Below are 18478 nucleotides of genomic sequence, written 5' to 3' on the forward strand. Positions count from 1 at the left end.
GATCGTGCTTGAGACACTGCAAGCATTAGTCTAATGTCGATTAGCTAGCATGACGAGGTAGGCAGGAGGCCAGCCAAAAACGCCGAAACGTCCTTCTAGCTCACTTTGCAGATGTTAAGGAGCTGGTATGTCAGGCGGAGAATTATCAAACATTGGCAGAATGGCGGAAAAAATCTCAGGCGAAATATTTTCTTTTTTTAAATGGAAAGTGGTAGGGCCAACTAATCTCAATTATAAATGTGAGAAGAAAGATCTCCATGCTAAGTCAAAGGAAGGAGAGCACCACCACCCCACAGATGTCGTTTTTAAGTATTTCGATCCTTATGCGAATAAAGAAATTTACATGCATACCGATCTTAAAAGTTATGCTAAAGGCTCGATTGGCCCGGCTGAAATAAAAAAAAGCTCTTGTCTCATTGGCTCGTTCAATAGAGTGCGCTTATGTGAGCCCTGAGTGGCGTGACCGTTATGTAGCAATAAAAAATGAGCGCCGAGCAGTTAAAGGATTGCTTTTCGTTTTTAATCACGACGACCAGTACGATCGTGACTTTTATAATCACTTCCAAGATCTACGCTTTGAGACTATGCATGTAAGGGAAGGTCAGCAACTGCATATTGCAGAGCCAGCATTGATAAATCATATGGCAACTCTCCGTCAGGATATCAACTCTCTAATCGCTGCGGACACATTTCCTAAATATAAATATACATTCCTTTATCCTGATATGGTTTTGCATAAAGCTGCGGGGGATTACTGGTCAAGGCCAGCGACTATGGAGCTTATTGCGTCTCCCTATATGATAATTCACCATGCCGCTGTTCATGCAGAGTCTGGTGAGGGTGTTTGGTCACAGACTTATAGAGAGGGCTATGTAATATATTATCGGCGAGCGGGTGAGTCAGAGTACGAATTTATGTATTTATTTGATGCGCTGTCTAGGTTTCAGCTTCTTAATAGCGACAAAGACATTAAAATTCGTATTCGGGTGATTTGTCGAAACTCTAGTCCCAATCTCCGGAGTAACTATATGAGTGCTATCGCAAGCTACGTGCGGGAGTGGAACGAGGACGCGCATCGTCGTGCTATTTTGGAAAGCATAGAACTTGAGATTGTTACAATGGCTGTGCATAATTATAAGGCCGAACAGATAGGGTGGGATCGAACATGAAGATTGGTAGCCTTTATTACGCGTCCGATAAAGCAATGTTCGATGCGTTAAATCAACGTAAGGTAACCATAGCGCATTTGCGTGAGTTGTTTCTTTCAAGAGGGATAATAATCTCGCCAGAAACAGATAAGGCAGCGCTAGCCAGTCAGTTCAGCAGCTTCTTTCATGATTATCACGACTACCAAAAGCTATCGCGTTTGATCGGGGCTCATAGTGTCCGAGAGCGGACTACCAATATAAATATCACAAGCACGGTATCTGTTGATGACATGATGAAAGCCTTGGAATCAACCAAGGAGCTCTTCGAGGCCGAAGATCATGATGTTATTGATGTTTCTTCTGAAAATGGTGTCATTACCTGTACGGTTCACTATCAAAAGACTGATTATGGACAATCAGAGTTTAGGCAGGTAGTTCAGAAGCAGGCTGTCATAACGCTAGAGCCTTTTCGCAAAGGATGGAAAGTGACAGGCCCTATGAACGATAAGTTTAAGAGCCTTAACGCGCAGCTGCAAAGCCAAATTGAGATTATGACTGATTCCCAAGTAAAGGTCTCGGAAGTTTCATTAGCTGCGTATCCGGATCCTGTCCTCCGCACGCGCTTTTTTAGAGAGTTGATTGAAAGGTTACCTAAATTCAAACAAGTCGACGTGATTGATTTAGCCACATTCAATCCTAAGCTCAATGAAGTGGACTTGTTAGTTGACGAACTTCAAAGCGATGGTGATGACCATCAGGATGACGTAGAGGAAGGGCCCCCGGCTGTAGCAAGTCGCCCTACCACCCATATCACGAAAGCTCAACTAAGCGGTCAAGGTGTTTTAGAGTCTGATCAACTACTAGCGCTTGAAGCTGAAGGGTTTTATATCTGTAAGATTTTGTGGCATGCAACTGATAATAATCAGATAGACTCCGATATATATGTAATTGAGGCTCAGTTTGGAAACAAGGTCGCATGCTCTGATTTTTCTTATATTCTTAAAGGAGTAAAGCACTACCAAGCATCTGGGGTTTTTGGCGGAAGGGTCAAAGCCTCACCTGTGGAGGAGGAGCGGATTAAAAAACTGATCGTTCGGGCGGCTGAAGATACAATTAAAGTTCTCACTGCGGGGAAGCCCTAATGCGTAATATCAGACTTCGAGCTTTCTCGCTTCGCATTGATGCGGAGCTAAACAAGGTCGTCTCTATGCTGAACTCCGCCTCTTTTAGTATTGAATATGGCTCCGGGGTCGAATCGATTGGTGATGAGTTGGGGATTCAAGTTTTTAAATATCATCAACAAAATGAAGTTATCGATAATATAATTGATGTCTATGGTGACTCTCAGCAGAACTTCTATCTTCAATATATAAGTTTCAAGTTTTATTTGGTTGGTCAATCGGGAGGCGCTTATCAAGTGTTCATTGAGTCTCCGCCCAAGGGGCTTAGGCAGTTTATATCCACGTTACGTCGGGCCTTCTCAATGGCATTTTCATTTGATGCTGTGAAGTTGAATGTTTATGATTGGTATAAAAGGTTTCAATCTTTTCCCGGGATCACCAGGGTTCGCATTTTGAAAGCACAATCTTCAGTCATAAATATTAATACGGAATCGTCTTTCAGAATTGCGGTTGAGTCTTCGGCAGATGCAATTGCACAAATGGAAAATATAGTTGCAGACAGACGGCTTTCCCTAGACAGGTTGAAGTTGTCATTCTTTTTTAAAAATAATGAGAGGATCATTGAACTTTCAAGCTCATTTAGCTTGGCTTTGGCTGGATGGGGCGCGGTTGATTCATTGAGTTTCATTATGTCTGTTACGTCTTTCGAGTTAACCGGGTGATCGTCGAAATATTACTGGCGAACGCAGTCTCAGCCTTCGCCCAAGCTTCCTCATTACTTAATGGCATCCATCTGCCATACCCCCCGTACAAACATCGTCCAGTCTGTTCGTCCCATCTGCTTCGAGACCAACATCGGGTGTCCGCCAGCCGATAGCGTCATGGATGCATAGGTGTACCGGGTCTGGTATGAGTGTCGGTACCGAACCGCGCCTCTTCCCGTATTACGGGACCTTTAGCCCGGAAGCCGGTATGTTCGTTAGTTGCTGTCACCGTCCCAGACGCGAGGTGCCAATCCTTTAGGTAAAACAAGGTAGACGCTATCGATCACTAGGTATCCGCTTCCGGCTCCGACAACCTTCCATTTGTATTGGCCACTGGTTCCAGATGTTTCAGGCTCACCAAGGGCTCTGGTGAGAGCTGATCTTAAAAAGTCCTTTCCTAGTGACTTACTGTAGTCCAGAAAATAGCTAACCATGACGATTATCTTTGTTTTCGGGTCGTAACTATACCTAACTTCTCTAAATATCGAGTTTTCCAGGCTAATCGTGAATTGGGGCTGATCTGGATTGCGCGTTGAATCGGATATGCTATCTTTTTTGTAGGCGCTTTGAAGTGTGTCAATACTTTGCCCCAACTTAACGCTGTTCAGAGTTGCGGGATATATTTCTCCCTTAATGAACAGGTTTGAATGCTCAATAGCTGCAAGTTTTTGTCGAGCTCTATCCAGCTCTTCCTTGGTGCTGTTCAGGTCAAGTAATGCCGTTTTTTGCGATTCTAGTTGAGAATTAAGCTTCTCGGCCTTTTGATTGGACTCGAAAACTTTTAAAGGTGTTATGAACTGCTCGTGCAGAACATGAGTCACCGTTGCTGTAGTAGTCACTGCTCCAAAAAGTATGCCGGCGAACCAGACAAGGGCACTTTTCTCGATGGTGTCAGCCATGGCGCTCTCCCTTAGCCAATCTTCTGTGGGCAAATTTTTTGGGATACATCGGAAAACGCGGTTTCCGCTCTACTGCCCGACGAATCCTCAGATGACGGCAGCCAGCGCCCATATATGCGCGCGATCATCGTCTAGTCAGTATGCCCCATCTGCTTTGCTAACCGGCATGAGGAGGCGGGCAACGTGATCATCAAGTACTACACATCTCGCGATATTTCCCTGATTGTCGTGGGAAAGAAAATGGGGTTCGGGGAAGAAAAAACCAGACAGCTATGGAAGGCCGGAAATGCTTGGATTGATGGTGCTTTGGAGGTCAGGCGAGAAGCGGCCTAATGTTTGAGAGCAAGGGATAAGCGGCAGACCGAATTTTCAATCTACCGCATACCGTCATTCGTCAGCTTCCGGTTTAAAACCTTGCAGCCTGTGACGCGCTTTAGGAATCGGCTTAGCATTAACCCAGGCATTCAGCGTTTCCAGCGTCCAGCGGGGAGAATCGTTGAGGTAGGTGTCTGGCGCGGGAAAAGACGGCTCACCCAAAAGTCCTTCCCAGTCGTTCATGCCCGAATATGATCTAGGCGTCATCCGGGCGACCGCCCCATTTGAGCTGACTCCGATAGCGCGGCCCAGTGGGTTTCCAGCAACTCCTCGCCACCGATCAAGGGTGCTTCGGGAAACCCCGAGTTTTTCACAGACCTGCTTTATGGAATAAAGCGTGGTGTTGGATAAGTCTATCGCCATTTCATGAACTCCGAGGTGGTTTTGTGCGTTTTCGTGCCTGATTATGTTTTATGGTGCGATTTGGTGCGATTTGGAGTTTGAAGGTGCGCCTCGATGTAGTCAAGCCTTGTGAAGACTCTTTTATGAATTGGTTTGACAGGATCGGGCAGAATCTATGGATTTCACATTGATTTGCGGCCTTTCCGCGAGCAAAGCCCGTCTATGAGATGGGCTTTTTGCTTTCCGATACTTGTTTTCCTTGTCTTATCATTGCGGTTCAGCAATTTTTTGTCACAGCGAGGAATAAGTATGTCGAAATATCATGTGGTCGAGGGCGGCAGTGCTCGCGATCCTAGAACACGCTATTTTTCAAGGTCTTCAGTGGCATAAGCACTGTCGGCCCGACGTTCACATCAAAGGCTGATGCTTACGCCTATATCAAATCGCTCGAAGAGCGGGAGCTCGCTGAGCAGCGAGATGAGGGCGGTAGGTTATCGGCACCGTCCGCAGGCTGAACGAACTGCTCGACTTGGAACACCAAGCCCGCAAAGAGGCCGAGGCCCGAGCCGACCAGTTCGCCAAAGAGCATAATGAGCTGGCCGCCGCTGTTGGCCGTATGGAAGGGAAGATTGAAGCCCTGACCGGCCAGGTTGCCCAGCTTACTGACAACCTATACGGCGTGGCCTGGGCCTGCTCGGCGATAGCTTCTCTGGCAACTGCCACACCATCGCGGCGACGGCGTTCGGTACCGAGGCCTATGGCTACGCAGCTTGGATCGCGGCGCGCACCGGCCTTTTTCCCAGCTACGTAGACAACCAAGGCAAGCTCGGCGACCACACCGGGCAGTTTCTGGCCAGGCTACCGGCCTGCATTGCGTCGTCGACCGCGGACTTGTGGCTGCTGCTGTCGCGCACGAACGATAGCACCACGGCAGGTATGAGCCTGGCGGACACGAAAGCCAACGTGATGAAGATCGTCACCGCGTTCCTGAATACGCCCGGCAAGTACCTGATCGTCGGCACCGGTACGCCTCGGTTCGGGAGTAGGGCGCTGACCGGTCAAGCGCTGGCCGATGCGATCGCCTACAAGGATTGGGTACTGAGCTACGTCAGCCAGTTCGTGTCGGTCGAATATTTGGGACGGCTTTACCGGGGCCATGACGGTTGAGGGCCTGCACCCCAACATCCTGGGTGCCGACTTCATCAGTTCGCGAGTGGTGCCGATCATCACCGCCAACTTCGAATTTCCCGGCATCCCGCTGCCCACGGACGCTGGCGATATCTACTCGGCCATTCGCCCGTTCGGCTGCCTCAACGCAAACCTTTTGCTGGCGGGTACTGGCGGCACGCTCCCGGCCGGAGTAAACGCCGTGGCCTGGTCTGTGCTGGCGGACGGCTACAAGGGCGTAGGCTCTGGCATGACCGGTATCACAACGCAGTGGTATGAGGAGCCTGCCGCCTATAGTGAGGCGCAGTGCATCGAGCTGCGTGGCAACATGGCGGCGGCGGGCGGCTACATATACATCAACCCACTGCGAACGTGGTACAGACCAACCTGGCGGCCGGCGACGTTATCGAAATGGTGTCGGCGGTAGAGATGGTGGGTTCGTCGCACGGCATTCTGGCTTGGGAGGCTGAGTTGACCATCACCAAGACGGTTAGATGTGCATCGTCCACGTTCTACTATCGTTTGATGGACAAGTACCAAAAGCCGTTCACCATGGCGGCCAGCTTTTCCGGGGCGTTGGAAACAGCGCGGCACGATTGACCTGAGTGAAACCGTGATTACCTCACGCATGGGCCTGTACGTGGCCGCAGGACTCGACGGTGAGCGCCGCGCAGTTTGGGATTCGCAAGGTTTAATTTACAATCACGCCGCGGCCCAAGCCTCTATCCCGCCACACTGTCAACGCCACAATGCTGGGCGCAAGTGCGATGCAGCTCTATCTACGGATCATTTACTGTTCGGCTGTCGCTTCGGAGTCGCCTTCTTCAACTCGTCTGCAGACGTAGCCAACGCATGCCTGTGTAGTAAGTGCTCTACTATATCCATCACATGCGAGACATTCGACATAGATGGTGAATGAGCTCGATGTGCAGCAGCGTGGCCTGCTTCAAGCGCTGCAGACAACACATCCTTATCCTTGATGCTCAAATGCCCGTCGTCCACCATTGCCTGCAATTTCTTATCAAACCCACCCAGATCGCCAACGGTATAATTCATATAAATATCGATGAGGGTCCTGGCTCCCATAAGTGCGAGCCTACGGCTATCAGCGTGAAGCGCCGTGTAGACCTCTCGCATTAAAGACCACCACTCAGGCGGTAGCTGCCACATCCACGTGGGAGATCTTCTTGCCACGCGGGGAGGGTAATATTCAGGCGGGCCAGCATCGAAATGCGAGTGCCAATTATCAGCCCTCAGCAGGACGCTGTCGCATCCGCGGCACTGCATCATACGGTACGTCGTGCCCCATTCCTCAATGCCGCGTTCATCTTCGGAATCGTCGCTGGTCTTTCTCAGCGCCACCTCGGTATGACTAGTCGTTCTCGAGCAGCTGTTGCAATGGGCTTTTAGAATCACGGGAGAAGTTGGCACTGCATTCCTCGGCAGTCAGATTGATGCTGTCATTGAGCTGGCATTACTGAGCCAAAACAGCCCCAAAAGACACAAAAAAAGCACTTGCGACGAACGCGAAGTGCTTTATTTGTAACGCTTGTTTGGTGGGCCGGGGTAATCTGAACTAATTGCTTAAGCTGCTGATTTTTAAGGGATTTAAGTTTCGTCTTTTTTTCTTGGAATACTCTTTGGAATACTGAGTCCGTTGCAATGCTTACGCCGCGGCGCCGCTTCCAAAGCTCGGAGTCATGCACCCTAGCTACTACCCGGCTGCAAAAAAAGCCCAGTCCGAGGTTCTGCCTCCCAAAGCGTCTGGCACTAAGTAGAAACGCGCCTGATCAAACTAGGGTAAAAAACCGGCCAACGCCGTTTTTTCGTGTCTGGGACCTAGGAATCGGATTCAGCCACGCTCGGCCGCGGTGCATTCGAGGCCAGCAAAATCTCCCCAGTCCTGCATCAAGGTACGCCGTTTGTCTAACTGTTCTGGATATCGCAGAAGCTTTTAGATCTGCAGGGAGATGTTGATTATTGCATGATGGCGTATTGATGTTTTCTCTTTAATTCGACTCTGCCTTCGCATATATTGATACAACTTGTTGGGTGATTCTGGAGTGAAAATGTCCCCCTTTGTCATTGGTCAAGAGTATGAGAGATCCCGTCTCCTTGAATTCATAGGTAGCAGACAAGCGCAGTCAGGTGTTCTTTGGGGGCGGGAGGAGCCAGGATGTCTTATTTGTACATCAGGAGGCCGAGGCGGTAAAAAAGCTGGTTATTCGGATGAGCGACTCTCTGACGGTACTTGGTGGTATTTTGGCCAAGGCCGCACCGGTGATCAATCTCTGAGTAATGCCGCGAACTCTAAGCTCTCTTCTGGGAAATTTTCAGTTCTACTCTTCACTACAAGAGAACCAACTGCGAGAGAGGTGGCGGATCGAGGCACCTATGGGAAATTATTTTCCTACTGTGGGCAGTTTAATGTCTCAGGCTTTGACCAGTTCGTGCCGAGTAATGGTAATCGTCAGGGGGATAAACTATGGCGTTTTCGCCTCCTGCCTATCGGTGACGAGAGGTACAATTATTACAGTGAGCAAAGTGATCTGGATATAGAGTCATCCAGTGACTTGCGAGAGATGCAGTATCGACTAACGTCTTTAGTCTCCAGTAAATCCGAGCCTCGGATAAGCTTGACGGAGTATAGGTCTAGGAGTGCTGCAGTTCACCTCTACGCATCGCTTAGATCAAATGGGCAATGCGAAGCGTGTGGGTCCTTAGCCCCATTCACTCGTCCCGATGGACGGAGCTTTCTTGAAGTGCACCATCTCACTCGGCTTGCCGATGATGGCCCAGATTTGCCCTCAAATGTCGCTGCACTTTGTCCTAATTGTCATCGTCGTGTCCACTATTCTGTTGATCGGAAGGAGTTCGGTAGAAAACTCCAAGATGCGATTGCGTTAAAAGAAAATATCATTGCCGGGTGGGAAAAATTAATTAATAAGTAGTCTTCAACATTTTTTCAAAAAAAGATGCTGTCAGGGGTTTTTGTCGGACGGATAACGGTCGTTCATTTAATTTAGATAGATGTTTTCCTATTTCTTCCGTATTAAATCCGCAAGTCGCTTTCCGGTGATATTTGCTTTTTTTGTAGAATTCACCTCGCACTCCCAAACGATGAATACTTTCCATCCTGATGCCTCTAGAACCGATGTCATCCGAATATCCCGAGCGACATTCTTCTCGAATTTTTCCACCCAGAATGCTGTGTTGCTTTTCGGTGTTGTGGCAATGCTGCAGTTGGAATGTCGGTGCCAGAAGCATCCGTGAACGAAAACCACTGACTTATACCGTGGAAATACAAGGTCAGGCTTGCCGGGCAAGCCTGTCCCATTCAGACGGTAGCGCAGACCTAGACTATGCAATATTTTGCGCAGTGCTATTTCTGGGCGAGTGTTGCTCCCCTTGATTCGGGCCATCCTCTCTGATCTCTCTTTAGGAGAGAGGAAGTCGGTCATATCCGACCTCCAGGCCGAGAGCTGCTAAGCCGGGCTGTCATCTCCCTCCTTAATCAGTTCGTAGAAAGGAAGCCCACGGATGACCTCTCCTGAAACATCAAAAGACTTATAGAGGCAGTGATGATTAGGAAGGGTCTTCACACGCTCAGATAGTTCCGAAAGATCTGATGTGAAACCAAGGACACCCAATTCGGCGGGCGTGATGTTTGGAACCTTGTGAATGAACCAGGACAGCAAAGGCTCCCTGTAATCGGTCGCACCGACTTTAAAATGTCTAAGGAATTGAGATGCGAGGATGACGCCAGTTCCGAATTCCCGACCCTGTAGCAATAACTTGCGTAGAACGTCAAACTCGTAGCGCATGATATTGTCGGCTTCGTCCACCAATAGGTAGGAATCGATCGCCCTGAGCTGCGGGTCCGCGCCTGTAAATGCTCGCTTGGGTACTTTGAGCATGTTCTCGTAAAACATGTTTAGTAAGATGGCAACGAGCATATTCTTGCTCCGGTCATCTTGTCCCATGGAACTCAGGGATATCACCACGACACCATCGAAGAACTCGTCGAAAGGTTTTGTCTCTCCCTTGGTCTTTGCAAACACCTCCATGTCCACCAGATCGTCAATGATCGCCATCGGCGTATCCGACTTCCCGCCCAGTATTTCTCGGTACTCTGCATGGATATCGTAGATCGTAGGCTGGCGGTCCTGAGCATTAGCTGCCTCGTAGGCGTTACGGACGGCTGCTTTGAGTTTGTCCCGCTGCACTGGGCCTATACCCGAGTACACCTTGTCGAGGACATCTGCGAAAAAACGGAACCGATCCAACCAAGGTGCTGAAGATTCCCCCATTCCGGTGGTATCGAAGAGGTTCAGGGGCAGGTGATGGGGTTTCACTACCTTTGCCCCGGTGGCTTCTACGAAATCCGGGCTACTAAAGTCGCTCTTATAGTCGAAGATTAAGAAGCGTGGCTTGATCCCACGGTTCGCATCAGTGGCTCGGGATATCTGCAGGATAAGCGACTTGAGAAATTGAGTCTTACCTGTGCCGAGGTCACCTGCCACACCAATGTTCAATTGGTTGAGTCGAGTATCGGATATGTTCAGGGTTAGTTGTCTTGGCTCGAAACCATCGACTGTTTTGCCTACTGAAAGAATTATCCCACTACCTATCTGGTCTGGAGTCAAGGAAGACGCGATTTCTCCATTCGATTTACTGGAGGGTGGCTCTTCGTCGATTAAGTTCGCTGCCGTTGATTCTTCGTTTGGAGCTCCCAAAGGCGCCGCCAACTGTTCATTTTCAGCGGGAGAGCTATCAGGAAGGAGTAGGCTGTCAAGGTGAGGAGGTAAAAGCCCCCAATCTCCAACCTTGGCACGTACAGCGTCGTAGAACGACTGTGGATCATTGCCGACTACGATTCGACCCGCATCCTTTTTTGAAATGATAATCGTCTCGTCGAAATTATCGCCATCACGATCGTACTGGACACTCTGAGTTGAATCGTCCACGACTATAAGCCGTCCTCTCAAATCCAGACTAGGTCTGGACCCCGGATCGAGAATCGCAGCAGCGATACGCTCATGGTAGCCAGCCCAACGTATGGCCTGTCCCTCCACTGCCTGATGTTGACTGTAGACTCGTAAGCCAAAGCCGATCATCGAAAGTAATAGGTGCTGGTAGGCGAGGCTCCATGCCAAAGATGTGCTGGCGCGTTCTTCGATGGCTTGTAAAAGGGTTGAGAGTGCTCTTGCCTGTGAAAGAGCGTCCACGGAATCGTTGGCTCCGAACACGCTGCCTTGGCGGCACTTGACCTCTATTGGGGTGAGATGTAGATGAACTTTGTCTCTATGGATTCGCACGCCAACCACAAGCAGATCGGGTCGTGACATGGAAGTGTCTTTGCGTTCTTTGCCGAGAGATCGGGCAAGGTCTGCAAGGTAACCCCTGAACGGATCGACGGGAACGATTATTGCGATAGTGGATTCGTCTGACGATCCCGAGAGCACTGGCAATAGGCTGTTCTGGTTTCCTTCTATGCGGAACTGATCCTGAAGGAGTCGGACCGCCAGAAAGAGGCCAAGGTCACCTGTGGCTCCTGTGTCGTCCCCAGAGAGACCCCTGACAGTGGGAATCCCTCTTCTGGCGACTTCTAAAAGTATTTGCTCAACCTTGTCGTCGTCTAAGTTTTCGCACCCTGGAAGAGGCTTCAAGACTTGGCGCAAAGCATCTCGATCGGCTTGCTTGACCTGTGATAGGAGGTAATAGCCACTAGTATCACCTGCGCGATGAGAATAGGAGGGGAGATCGTAGTCCCAAAGATAGGTACCTTTTATCCAGCCGCCCAAGAAACAAGCGGGATCAATTGCGGAAGATGAAACCGCAACGTAGCCGGCGCTGTTTTCTTTAAGCATGTCGGAGACTGCATGAACACTGGGTGAGAACTGCAGACCTACTTTGCCGTCCCTCATCCGCTCTACCATGATCATGCATGCTGAAACCTTGTCAGCGAATGATTCGCCGGATCGAGGCATTTGCATGCCTTGACGTGATTCGCTCAGGAATGAACCTAGAAGCTGACGTCTTACTCTATGCCTGATCAAGCCGCCAACTCCCATTGGCGAAAGCATGCCGACTTCTTTTGACTCGGGTTCTGCCGAGTCTAGTTGGGCAATGATGCCTAGATCAGGCTTAGCTCCAACTGGTTGCTTGTCATACCAACGGACGTGGTTGTAAGTATCTTCAGAAAGATTGGCGATCGTAGCCTGATCAGGCCTTCCAGAAAGTCGGGTATCGAATACCTCTAGAATCTTCGCGCCGACACTTTGTCTTGGGGTGTCCGAATCTCCGTTGCCGAACCGCTTGGTGCACCAGTTGGCCAAACCTTCATTGCAAGCATCAGTGGTGCCACCAGCACTTGACACTACCAGACTAATAATGGGCTTCGCGGCCAGAAGATTCGTGACGTCGTCGAGGGCACGAGAAACTTGTGCGGGGCTGAACCCGCTTGAGATGCCACCGACGGTCAATCCGAATGTGTTGTCGAACGGCGGAAGGCGGGTCCGGGCGGGTAACTGACCCAGACGAGAGCCATTCCACAGGACTGACCAGTAGTCGGAGCTGCACTCTACGGACAGGAAGTCGATTCGTTCTACGCCACTTGGCGACTGCAATGCGATTGTCAGTAGATCAGGGACACTATCCGGATCAAATATGCTCGCAGCTGGGCATGGATAAGAGGAATCGCCCTCTACCTCGTCCCGCAGCACTTTTTGCGCAAGACAATGCCATGCTAGGCGTAGGGGGTGCATAGGAGAAAGGATAATGGCGTCTGGGATTCTGCTCAGCGTGCGTCCGTCTGATTCCAAGGAGCAGACCGCAACAGTATCTATCCAACAGGCGATGTCCGGATCTGCTTCGAGCCAGAACATGTATGCTTCAAGGAATGCTTCGGCGAGTATGCGGAATTCCGTACGATCCGATAGCCAGGCTCCGAGCGGGGCAGACTCAAGTAGCCCTGAGTGATCCTCGCCTCGTATGTATTTTGCTATCTCCCTGCGAGCTTCCACAAAGCCCTTGGGCGGTTGAAAGCTTTCGACTTCTGGGCGCGGGTCATGCAGGAAGCGGCCTTGTGAGAGGACGGGGCCATGAGGAGCGTCCCAGTCGGGGGGGGCCCATTTTGATACGTAGTCGTCGGCAATAACTAGTGGTCTGAACGACTTGGCTATGTTCTGCTCTTCAAGTATCCATGATTGTAAACTTGAAGATCGGGCGTTCCGGTCAAGCTGGACCACAGCCTTAGTGTCAAATTTTTCAAGATGTCGGCGATTTAGTTTAATTAACCGCTCGAATTCGCTCCGACAACCCTCTTCCTTTGCATCATCGCAAGAAAGGTAAACTCTACAAACTTGAGGAGTTGCAACGTTTGCAAGGTTGAAGGAAATATCTAACTGATATTTTCCTTCGGCTACCACCTCCACCAAATACTCATTCTCCCCAACCAGCCGGGCTTCGATGGATTGTTGCTGCTCCTCTAGCTCTGTTGCATCGTCAGGCATACCTTCAATGTTGCGAATTGTTGCATCGGGCGATAAGTGCAACCGTAGTTCATACCGCCCAGAGCCTGGTAGTGATAGGGATGTCTCCCAGTTCATTGCTGCAGAGTTCTTGCTTGGTTTTTTCGGGGGTGAGAGTTTCGTTGCTAGCCTACAAGTTACAAGTATCCCGGGCTTCCAGCTTACTAAAGAGATTACGCGAATGCTTGCGGGCTTGCAGTTGGCAGCAGTGACTTTGTAAGTTAGGGGGGTCCTGTGGGAAGGCGGGGCTAAATCTGTATGTTCTGTCGCTCCGTCTGGTGCTGCTTGCAGTGGTGTTGGAGCCTTTCCAAAGAAGCCACCAGTCAGCATAAATTCGTCTGGCTGACTGCCATCGTTCGTTGAAATGACTAGTTCCACTCGGTCTCGAACTACTGCCGGTAAACCCTTAATCGCAGGCGTAACACTATTAGTGCATCGCATGCTGATCTCTCCGATGACTTCATCGAGTTCTTCAGCGAGCAAATCTGTCCACTGCTCTACAGTTAGCAGGCTCCACCATGACGGAGAAGGCAGAAGTTCTAGCGCCTTTCCAGGAAGATAGAAAGCCTCGGTAGCGCGGTCAAAGGCCGTAGGGACGTCGCAGCTTGCTTGGAGGTGTGCAAGAAGTTCTCGCAGGGCTTGGGCAATGTCGGCAGGGGCGCTTTGTGCTAGGCGTTCAATGCCTGTCTTAAAGCCATCCGCAAGTTCATCGGCAATTTTTCTTAATACGGAAAGTTGGCCCTTTGACGAGACGCCACCATCCTTCATCGGTGGGAGACCGCATGCTAGAGCAAGCCCGTTGCCAGGCGACATGCCCTGATTGCAGGTCTCTATTGAAAATACACGAGATAACATGCGCCATGAGGCACCATGGTTTGCTTGTTCCGGATCCACCTCGTCGATCGAGTCTGCAGCTGCGCGTATAAGCTGTTTGGCATCGTCTCTGTACGAGTCCTCAATGCGAGCGAAGACTAACGCCTCATTAATCGCTTGTTGAACAAAACCGTCTTGCGACCATTTTTCGACATCTGCGCTCATGCCGAACACATCGCTCGACGACTCAATCGACAAGTTGTTGTGCTGGCCAGCGGGGACTAGCGCTACAAAGCTGGAGTTGTTTGGGTCATTACGCACATCCAGTAAGTGGTCGTTGTCACACTTGCCGGACTGCCCTATTTGAAGTTTGTGGCCTTTGATATGGTCAGATGGGCACTGGAGGAGTACTGGCAACGTGACTAAGCTACCGTCTATCCCAGACGTAACTTGGATCCCTCCGTCGCGAACGAGCTCCTCGTAGACTCGCTCGAGAATTTCGAGTGGAGGACCACGGAAGATCAGCCTGTATTCAAATTTTTTCCCATTAAGCCCCTGCGTGGCGCCTAAAGCTTTTTCCCGGACAATTGACGCAAGCCAGTGTGCAAGTTTATTCATTTTCACTTCCCTGAAGAGCTTGGCTTGTATGGAACGGCGGCAATAGCAGCATGCCGCTTTCGGCATCTGGGCTATCCAGCACGAGACCGAGCATCCTAAGCTGGTGCCCCAGGTCATTTCTGGCTATATCGTGCTTATCTACGGTAACGCCATAGGCTGCGAGCTGTTGTCCTAGTCTTTGGATTGAGCGTGGGCCGCCCATGCCTGCGAGAGCGCAGTGGACTAAAGCAAGGACGGCCACCGGGCCAAGAGACACGATCCATGGGCTGGATGGGCTACTGCCCTTTTGCTTGAGGATATATCCTTGGTCATATCCCCTAAGCAATGGAACTGCTGTTCGACGTTGCCCTAGGCCATGCCGCGCGAACTCCATCAGGTTGGCGCCTATGCCTTTTTTGCACAGCCTTGCTCTGGTCTCTTGTTCGCGTATATCAGCAATTGTCTCCAGAGTTCCCGCACGGATGAGTGCCGCCCTATGCGCCTCTGTATGACGGCATAGTTCTAACATGTCATTGCTTGATGAGAGCTGACCTTTATACGGCGCTCCAACTTGATCTAGCGACCAGAGAAGGGCATTGATACCAAGGCGAGCATTCAGATAACTTGATACTTGATCTTTGAGGCCTAGAAGGGCTTTTCCCCCATATGCCATATATTGGGCAGACTCCGGAAACACTGCGCTCCGAGCTTCCAACTCGTTAGATGGTATCGTGCCATCGTTGAGCGCAGCGGATAGGCATCCCCAGATTCTGGTATGTACGTCGCACAGCCATGTTGCGTGGGAGACAGCAGCTAGGCGAAGCACAGCCTCAAGCAAACTGGTCCATTGCCTGCGTGTCATGGCATCTTTCGCCTGCATAAGTGAATGCAGATCTTTGGTGAATCTTCGAGCGGGTAGGAAGGTAATTCCTAGGAAGTCAGAAGACTCTAACGTTGCCATGTCCTCATCAGGGATTGGAGCTAGCGTCCAGACGCTCGGACCTTGGTTCCACGAAGATGTCTCCTGCTCAAGCCACCGTGCAAATACGTCGTCCGTTTCGGTAACGCTCAAAGCTGCAAAGAGGTTTTTCCAAAGTTGTTGCGCCGACTCCTGATCCTTGGATCCTAGGCAAACCATTCTGCGTATGAGCTTTCCAGCATTCCAAGGGTTCCCCCGCAACCGAGCTGCTCCAGAGAAGAGTCCTGTTCCTGGCACGATGGGAGTGACTTGCAAAAATCGGTTGGTGGATTGATTTGGGAGTTTCGGGCTCTCCAAAATTCCGTGAAGTACTGTATTCCAAGTCTCAACACCTACGATCGCACCGGTAGGAGGCTGCTGGCTCTTTTCTCGGAGTTTCTGGATACGTTTGTCCAGGCCGCGTCCGGCCTGCGGTACGCTCCCCTCACTTGCGGATGAAAAACCTATCGCCCGATAGAGCGACGCTAGAAGTACTTCCGAGTTCGCATATTCCGGAGCAGGCGTCATCGCGAGGATTGACGTCTGATAAATGGGATGGGAACTCCTCCAGGGAGTTTGCTTGAAGTCCGCGAGACTCATCTTCCATCCTCCATGCCCGCAACGAAGCCATTCCATGATCGGCCAACCACCGTTCCATCTGTTCCTATTCGTATCTGTGCATCTTCAAGTAGGTCGTGGTCACGGACAATTAAGCCGGAAAGCCGAGCTTTAGTAGTATCAAGCAGAGCTACGACTGTACGGGGAAGAGAGGCAGGAGATAGGCCTCTTTCTAGCTCTTTCACGGCTTTAAATAAGTCATAAGTCAGTGGAATTGGTTGTGCTGATTTCCCATTACCAACCCCTAAATAGCAAATTGGTGCTCGAGGTCGTCCTGATGTGTTTTGGGGTAGCATTTTGACCTGACGCTGTGGCACAACTAATGTCGCCTGGCGTTGCCTTGGCGGTAGAGGCTGTCCGAAAGTAGTGGTTAGAGATACCTCGAATTCTTTTCCTGTGTTCAGCAGATCCTTCACTTGCTTTACGACTTCAAAGAGATGCTGGTGTTTGTCGTCATCTTCAACAACCTGTTGGAATGCCTGCAAAATCTGAAAGTCTGCAACTATCGCTGTTCGAGTACATATGCTGCGGCGAACAAGTCGACAAGAAAAGTCGCGGAGGATATGTTGAATTCGACTTGCCGCTAGGGGCTTCCTGCGGCGGATATTTGGCAAGGAAAGCATGGTGTCCGCATTAGAAAGTCGCTTGAGTAGCTCAAGTTCGTTTTGCGATAGCACCTGATACTTACGGATAAACTCTATGCCACCAGCAAGGGAGCGACTGAAGCGCATGTCGAGGTCGCCAAGGCCAATTGTGCTGCGGTTACTTACTGCAACTTCGCTGTCGGGGCTTGCAAACGCCGGGTCTAGGGAGTCGACAAGCCCTTCCAGCAAGGGGGCAATGGTTGCTGGGAGATAATGAGTCTTGCGCTCTGCAAAGAAATGAGCGAGGCCAACAAGCGTTCGCACTTCCTCAACCTCTAGTTCCTTCCCGAGTCCTAGTTCCTTAATGTCACGGCGGAGAGAGGTAGCGACACTTTTATCCCATCGGTGGAATAGCGCGTGTTGGTAACTTGATGTCGCCAGATGAAAAATAGCTGAGAGCGTCTGTCTCGTAGGTCTTTTGGTCCCTGCTGCCTTCTGGTCAAGTTCGACGAGGCTGGCTGCCCATTGGCATGGCGTTGACTGGTGCGTATGACTTGCTGGGTCGTGGACTACAGGGTGGTGCCCGGCCAGTAGATAAGAAGTCAGAGAGAAAAGGTCGCGGAAGCTCCAGCGCTTACCGCTGGCTAATTCATACCAGCGCAATATCTTTAGTAACGCTGTTCGGTGTTCGTCTCGGGCTAAGATTGCTTGGCTGGTACAGAAGGGACATTTTTCGCCCGCTGGACATGCTCCCTTTGCGGGCCACATTTCGGATGCAGTGGCCTGACCGATGAGGATTTCCGCAGGCGCCGAAGTCTCTTCGTCAGGCTTGACTAGTAGAGACTCCGCATCCATTGGCCAGACTGCAATCGATGGGAAACCTTTGAGTGGCCAGCATGAGGGAGCATCGTAAGCCAGGCTCACAGCCCTCGTTACAGCTTCGAGGATGGCTCGCGGCTTTTCCAAATCATTGTCGATAGCATGGATCAGCGCATCATCGAGGACACCCCGGTTAACGCAGCATAGATAAGCGTGGGATGGTGGTCCATCCTGTAGCCTATCGAGCTCCTCGATGAGGAGTGCTGATGCAGCGCTCCCTTCATGACCTGCTGTTGAAGTGGCGTCCTGAACTATACCCAAGCTCAAGCCACTGTCGAACCTTGAAAGACTTCCAGCATCGACACTTACTATCCGTGGGACCTTGAAGCCAGCGGACGGATGGAACGCCTTTGACAGCTCTTCGATGAGCCTTCCCCCACAGCCTAAGCTCGCGTCTAGCCAGTGGATAGTGGATTCGATCGCTTCCGTTTTTCCATTACCTGGTCCGCCAACCAGAAGGATAATCCTCGGGATGCTCGTGCTGTCGGCGGGAAGCTTTTCGGCCCAGGCTTGGAGTCGGGCCAGAAGGCTAGTCCTTAATAATAATTTGTTAGGCTGGCCGCTTTCGTTGTCTAAAAGCCGTTTCACTCCACCCGAGTGATGGCCGGCCCAGTCGACAAGGGCAGCGGGGTAGCGCGCCCCTTCCATTTGGGTGATATCCATTCCCCTCGACTCCTATGT

13 protein-coding genes and 2 pseudogenes are annotated in these 18478 nt (G+C 50.7%); 8 read left to right on the forward strand and 7 right to left on the reverse strand.

The window, feature by feature from the left end; all coding sequences use genetic code 11:
* Positions 1-127: 127 nt before the first annotated feature.
* Genes JOE33_RS18425 through JOE33_RS18440 form a run of 4 tightly spaced genes read left to right on the forward strand, consistent with a single transcriptional unit; the run spans position 128 to position 2991 of the window.
* Positions 128-454 (forward strand): hypothetical protein, encoded by a 327-nt coding sequence (locus JOE33_RS18425; protein ID WP_187624930.1) that lies wholly within the window; start codon positions 128-130, stop codon positions 452-454.
* Positions 444-1169, forward strand: coding sequence for a hypothetical protein (locus JOE33_RS18430; RefSeq protein ID WP_187624931.1), 726 nt, complete (start codon positions 444-446; stop codon positions 1167-1169). Before JOE33_RS18425 ends, JOE33_RS18430 begins: the two co-directional genes overlap by 11 nt.
* The gene (locus JOE33_RS18435; RefSeq protein ID WP_209924106.1) at positions 1166-2290 is read left to right on the forward strand and encodes a hypothetical protein; all 1125 of its coding nucleotides are present in this window, start codon (positions 1166-1168) and stop codon (positions 2288-2290) included. The genes JOE33_RS18430 and JOE33_RS18435 overlap by 4 nt, the downstream gene beginning before the upstream one ends.
* Positions 2290-2991: a hypothetical protein gene (locus JOE33_RS18440; protein WP_096130956.1), complete on the forward strand. Its 702-nt coding sequence runs from the start codon at positions 2290-2292 to the stop codon at positions 2989-2991. Before JOE33_RS18435 ends, JOE33_RS18440 begins: the two co-directional genes overlap by 1 nt.
* A 257-nt stretch (positions 2992-3248) precedes the next feature.
* Here the strand turns inward: JOE33_RS18440 and JOE33_RS18445 are convergent, their stop codons facing one another.
* On the reverse strand, positions 3249-3932 hold the full coding sequence (locus JOE33_RS18445) for a hypothetical protein (protein ID WP_187624933.1): 684 nt from the start codon (positions 3930-3932) through the stop codon (positions 3249-3251).
* 183 nt (positions 3933-4115) lie between these two features.
* Here JOE33_RS18445 and JOE33_RS18450 point away from each other — a divergent pair, with 183 nt between their 5' ends.
* Positions 4116-4265: a hypothetical protein gene (locus JOE33_RS18450; protein ID WP_239987268.1), complete on the forward strand. Its 150-nt coding sequence runs from the start codon at positions 4116-4118 to the stop codon at positions 4263-4265.
* A 54-nt stretch (positions 4266-4319) separates the two neighbouring features.
* Here JOE33_RS18450 and JOE33_RS25865 read toward each other — a convergent pair whose 3' ends face one another.
* Positions 4320-4490, reverse strand: coding sequence for a hypothetical protein (locus JOE33_RS25865; RefSeq protein ID WP_239987269.1), 171 nt, complete (start codon positions 4488-4490; stop codon positions 4320-4322).
* 652 nt (positions 4491-5142) lie between these two features.
* Here JOE33_RS25865 and JOE33_RS18460 point away from each other — a divergent pair.
* A pseudogene (locus JOE33_RS18460) lies at positions 5143-5322 on the forward strand (chemotaxis protein); the annotation flags it as partial.
* Positions 5322-6511 (forward strand): annotated as a pseudogene (locus tag JOE33_RS26065) (SGNH/GDSL hydrolase family protein). The pseudogenes JOE33_RS18460 and JOE33_RS26065, both read left to right, overlap by 1 nt.
* Before the next feature lie 91 nt (positions 6512-6602).
* Here the strand turns inward: JOE33_RS26065 and JOE33_RS25880 are convergent.
* Positions 6603-7106, reverse strand: a complete 504-nt coding sequence (locus tag JOE33_RS25880) for a DUF4145 domain-containing protein (RefSeq protein ID WP_141250297.1) — start codon at positions 7104-7106, stop codon at positions 6603-6605.
* Between the two features lie 1292 nt (positions 7107-8398).
* Here JOE33_RS25880 and JOE33_RS18475 point away from each other — a divergent pair.
* Positions 8399-8767, forward strand: coding sequence for an HNH endonuclease signature motif containing protein (locus tag JOE33_RS18475; RefSeq protein WP_209924151.1), 369 nt, complete (start codon positions 8399-8401; stop codon positions 8765-8767).
* Between the two features lie 87 nt (positions 8768-8854).
* Here JOE33_RS18475 and vsr read toward each other — a convergent pair whose 3' ends face one another.
* From vsr to JOE33_RS18495, 4 genes are read right to left on the reverse strand one after another with little or no spacing between them, the layout of a single operon-like run.
* Complete coding sequence (gene vsr / locus JOE33_RS18480; RefSeq protein ID WP_209924107.1) at positions 8855-9277, reverse strand: DNA mismatch endonuclease Vsr; 423 nt, start codon at positions 9275-9277, stop codon at positions 8855-8857.
* A gap of 24 nt (positions 9278-9301) precedes the next feature.
* A complete protein-coding gene (locus JOE33_RS18485) occupies positions 9302-14779 on the reverse strand; it encodes an ATP-binding protein (protein ID WP_209924108.1) in 5478 nt (1825 codons plus the stop codon).
* Positions 14772-16316: a hypothetical protein gene (locus JOE33_RS18490; RefSeq protein ID WP_209924109.1), complete on the reverse strand. Its 1545-nt coding sequence runs from the start codon at positions 16314-16316 to the stop codon at positions 14772-14774. Before JOE33_RS18490 ends, JOE33_RS18485 begins: the two co-directional genes overlap by 8 nt.
* The gene (locus JOE33_RS18495) at positions 16313-18460 is read right to left on the reverse strand and encodes a hypothetical protein (RefSeq protein ID WP_209924110.1); all 2148 of its coding nucleotides are present in this window, start codon (positions 18458-18460) and stop codon (positions 16313-16315) included. Before JOE33_RS18495 ends, JOE33_RS18490 begins: the two co-directional genes overlap by 4 nt.
* Between the last annotated feature and the right edge of the window lie 18 nt (positions 18461-18478).

The sequence above is a fragment of the Pseudomonas sp. PvP027 genome (assembly GCF_017833005.1).
Taxonomy (GTDB): domain Bacteria; phylum Pseudomonadota; class Gammaproteobacteria; order Pseudomonadales; family Pseudomonadaceae; genus Aquipseudomonas; species Aquipseudomonas congelans.

Coding starts and splice junctions, on each gene's coding strand:
- JOE33_RS18425 (WP_187624930.1), top strand. CDS start 128: ATGTCAGGCGGAGAATTATCAAACATTGGCAGAATGGCGGAAAAAATC.
- JOE33_RS18435 (WP_209924106.1), top strand. CDS start 1,166: ATGAAGATTGGTAGCCTTTATTACGCGTCCGATAAAGCAATGTTCGAT.
- JOE33_RS18440 (WP_096130956.1), top strand. CDS start 2,290: ATGCGTAATATCAGACTTCGAGCTTTCTCGCTTCGCATTGATGCGGAG.
- JOE33_RS18445 (WP_187624933.1), bottom strand. CDS start 3,932: ATGGCTGACACCATCGAGAAAAGTGCCCTTGTCTGGTTCGCCGGCATA.
- JOE33_RS25865 (WP_239987269.1), bottom strand. CDS start 4,490: ATGAACGACTGGGAAGGACTTTTGGGTGAGCCGTCTTTTCCCGCGCCA.
- JOE33_RS25880 (WP_141250297.1), bottom strand. CDS start 7,106: ATGATGCAGTGCCGCGGATGCGACAGCGTCCTGCTGAGGGCTGATAAT.
- JOE33_RS18475 (WP_209924151.1), top strand. CDS start 8,399: ATGCAGTATCGACTAACGTCTTTAGTCTCCAGTAAATCCGAGCCTCGG.
- vsr (WP_209924107.1), bottom strand. CDS start 9,277: ATGACCGACTTCCTCTCTCCTAAAGAGAGATCAGAGAGGATGGCCCGA.
- JOE33_RS18485 (WP_209924108.1), bottom strand. CDS start 14,779: ATGAATAAACTTGCACACTGGCTTGCGTCAATTGTCCGGGAAAAAGCT.
- JOE33_RS18490 (WP_209924109.1), bottom strand. CDS start 16,316: ATGAGTCTCGCGGACTTCAAGCAAACTCCCTGGAGGAGTTCCCATCCC.
- JOE33_RS18495 (WP_209924110.1), bottom strand. CDS start 18,460: ATGGATATCACCCAAATGGAAGGGGCGCGCTACCCCGCTGCCCTTGTC.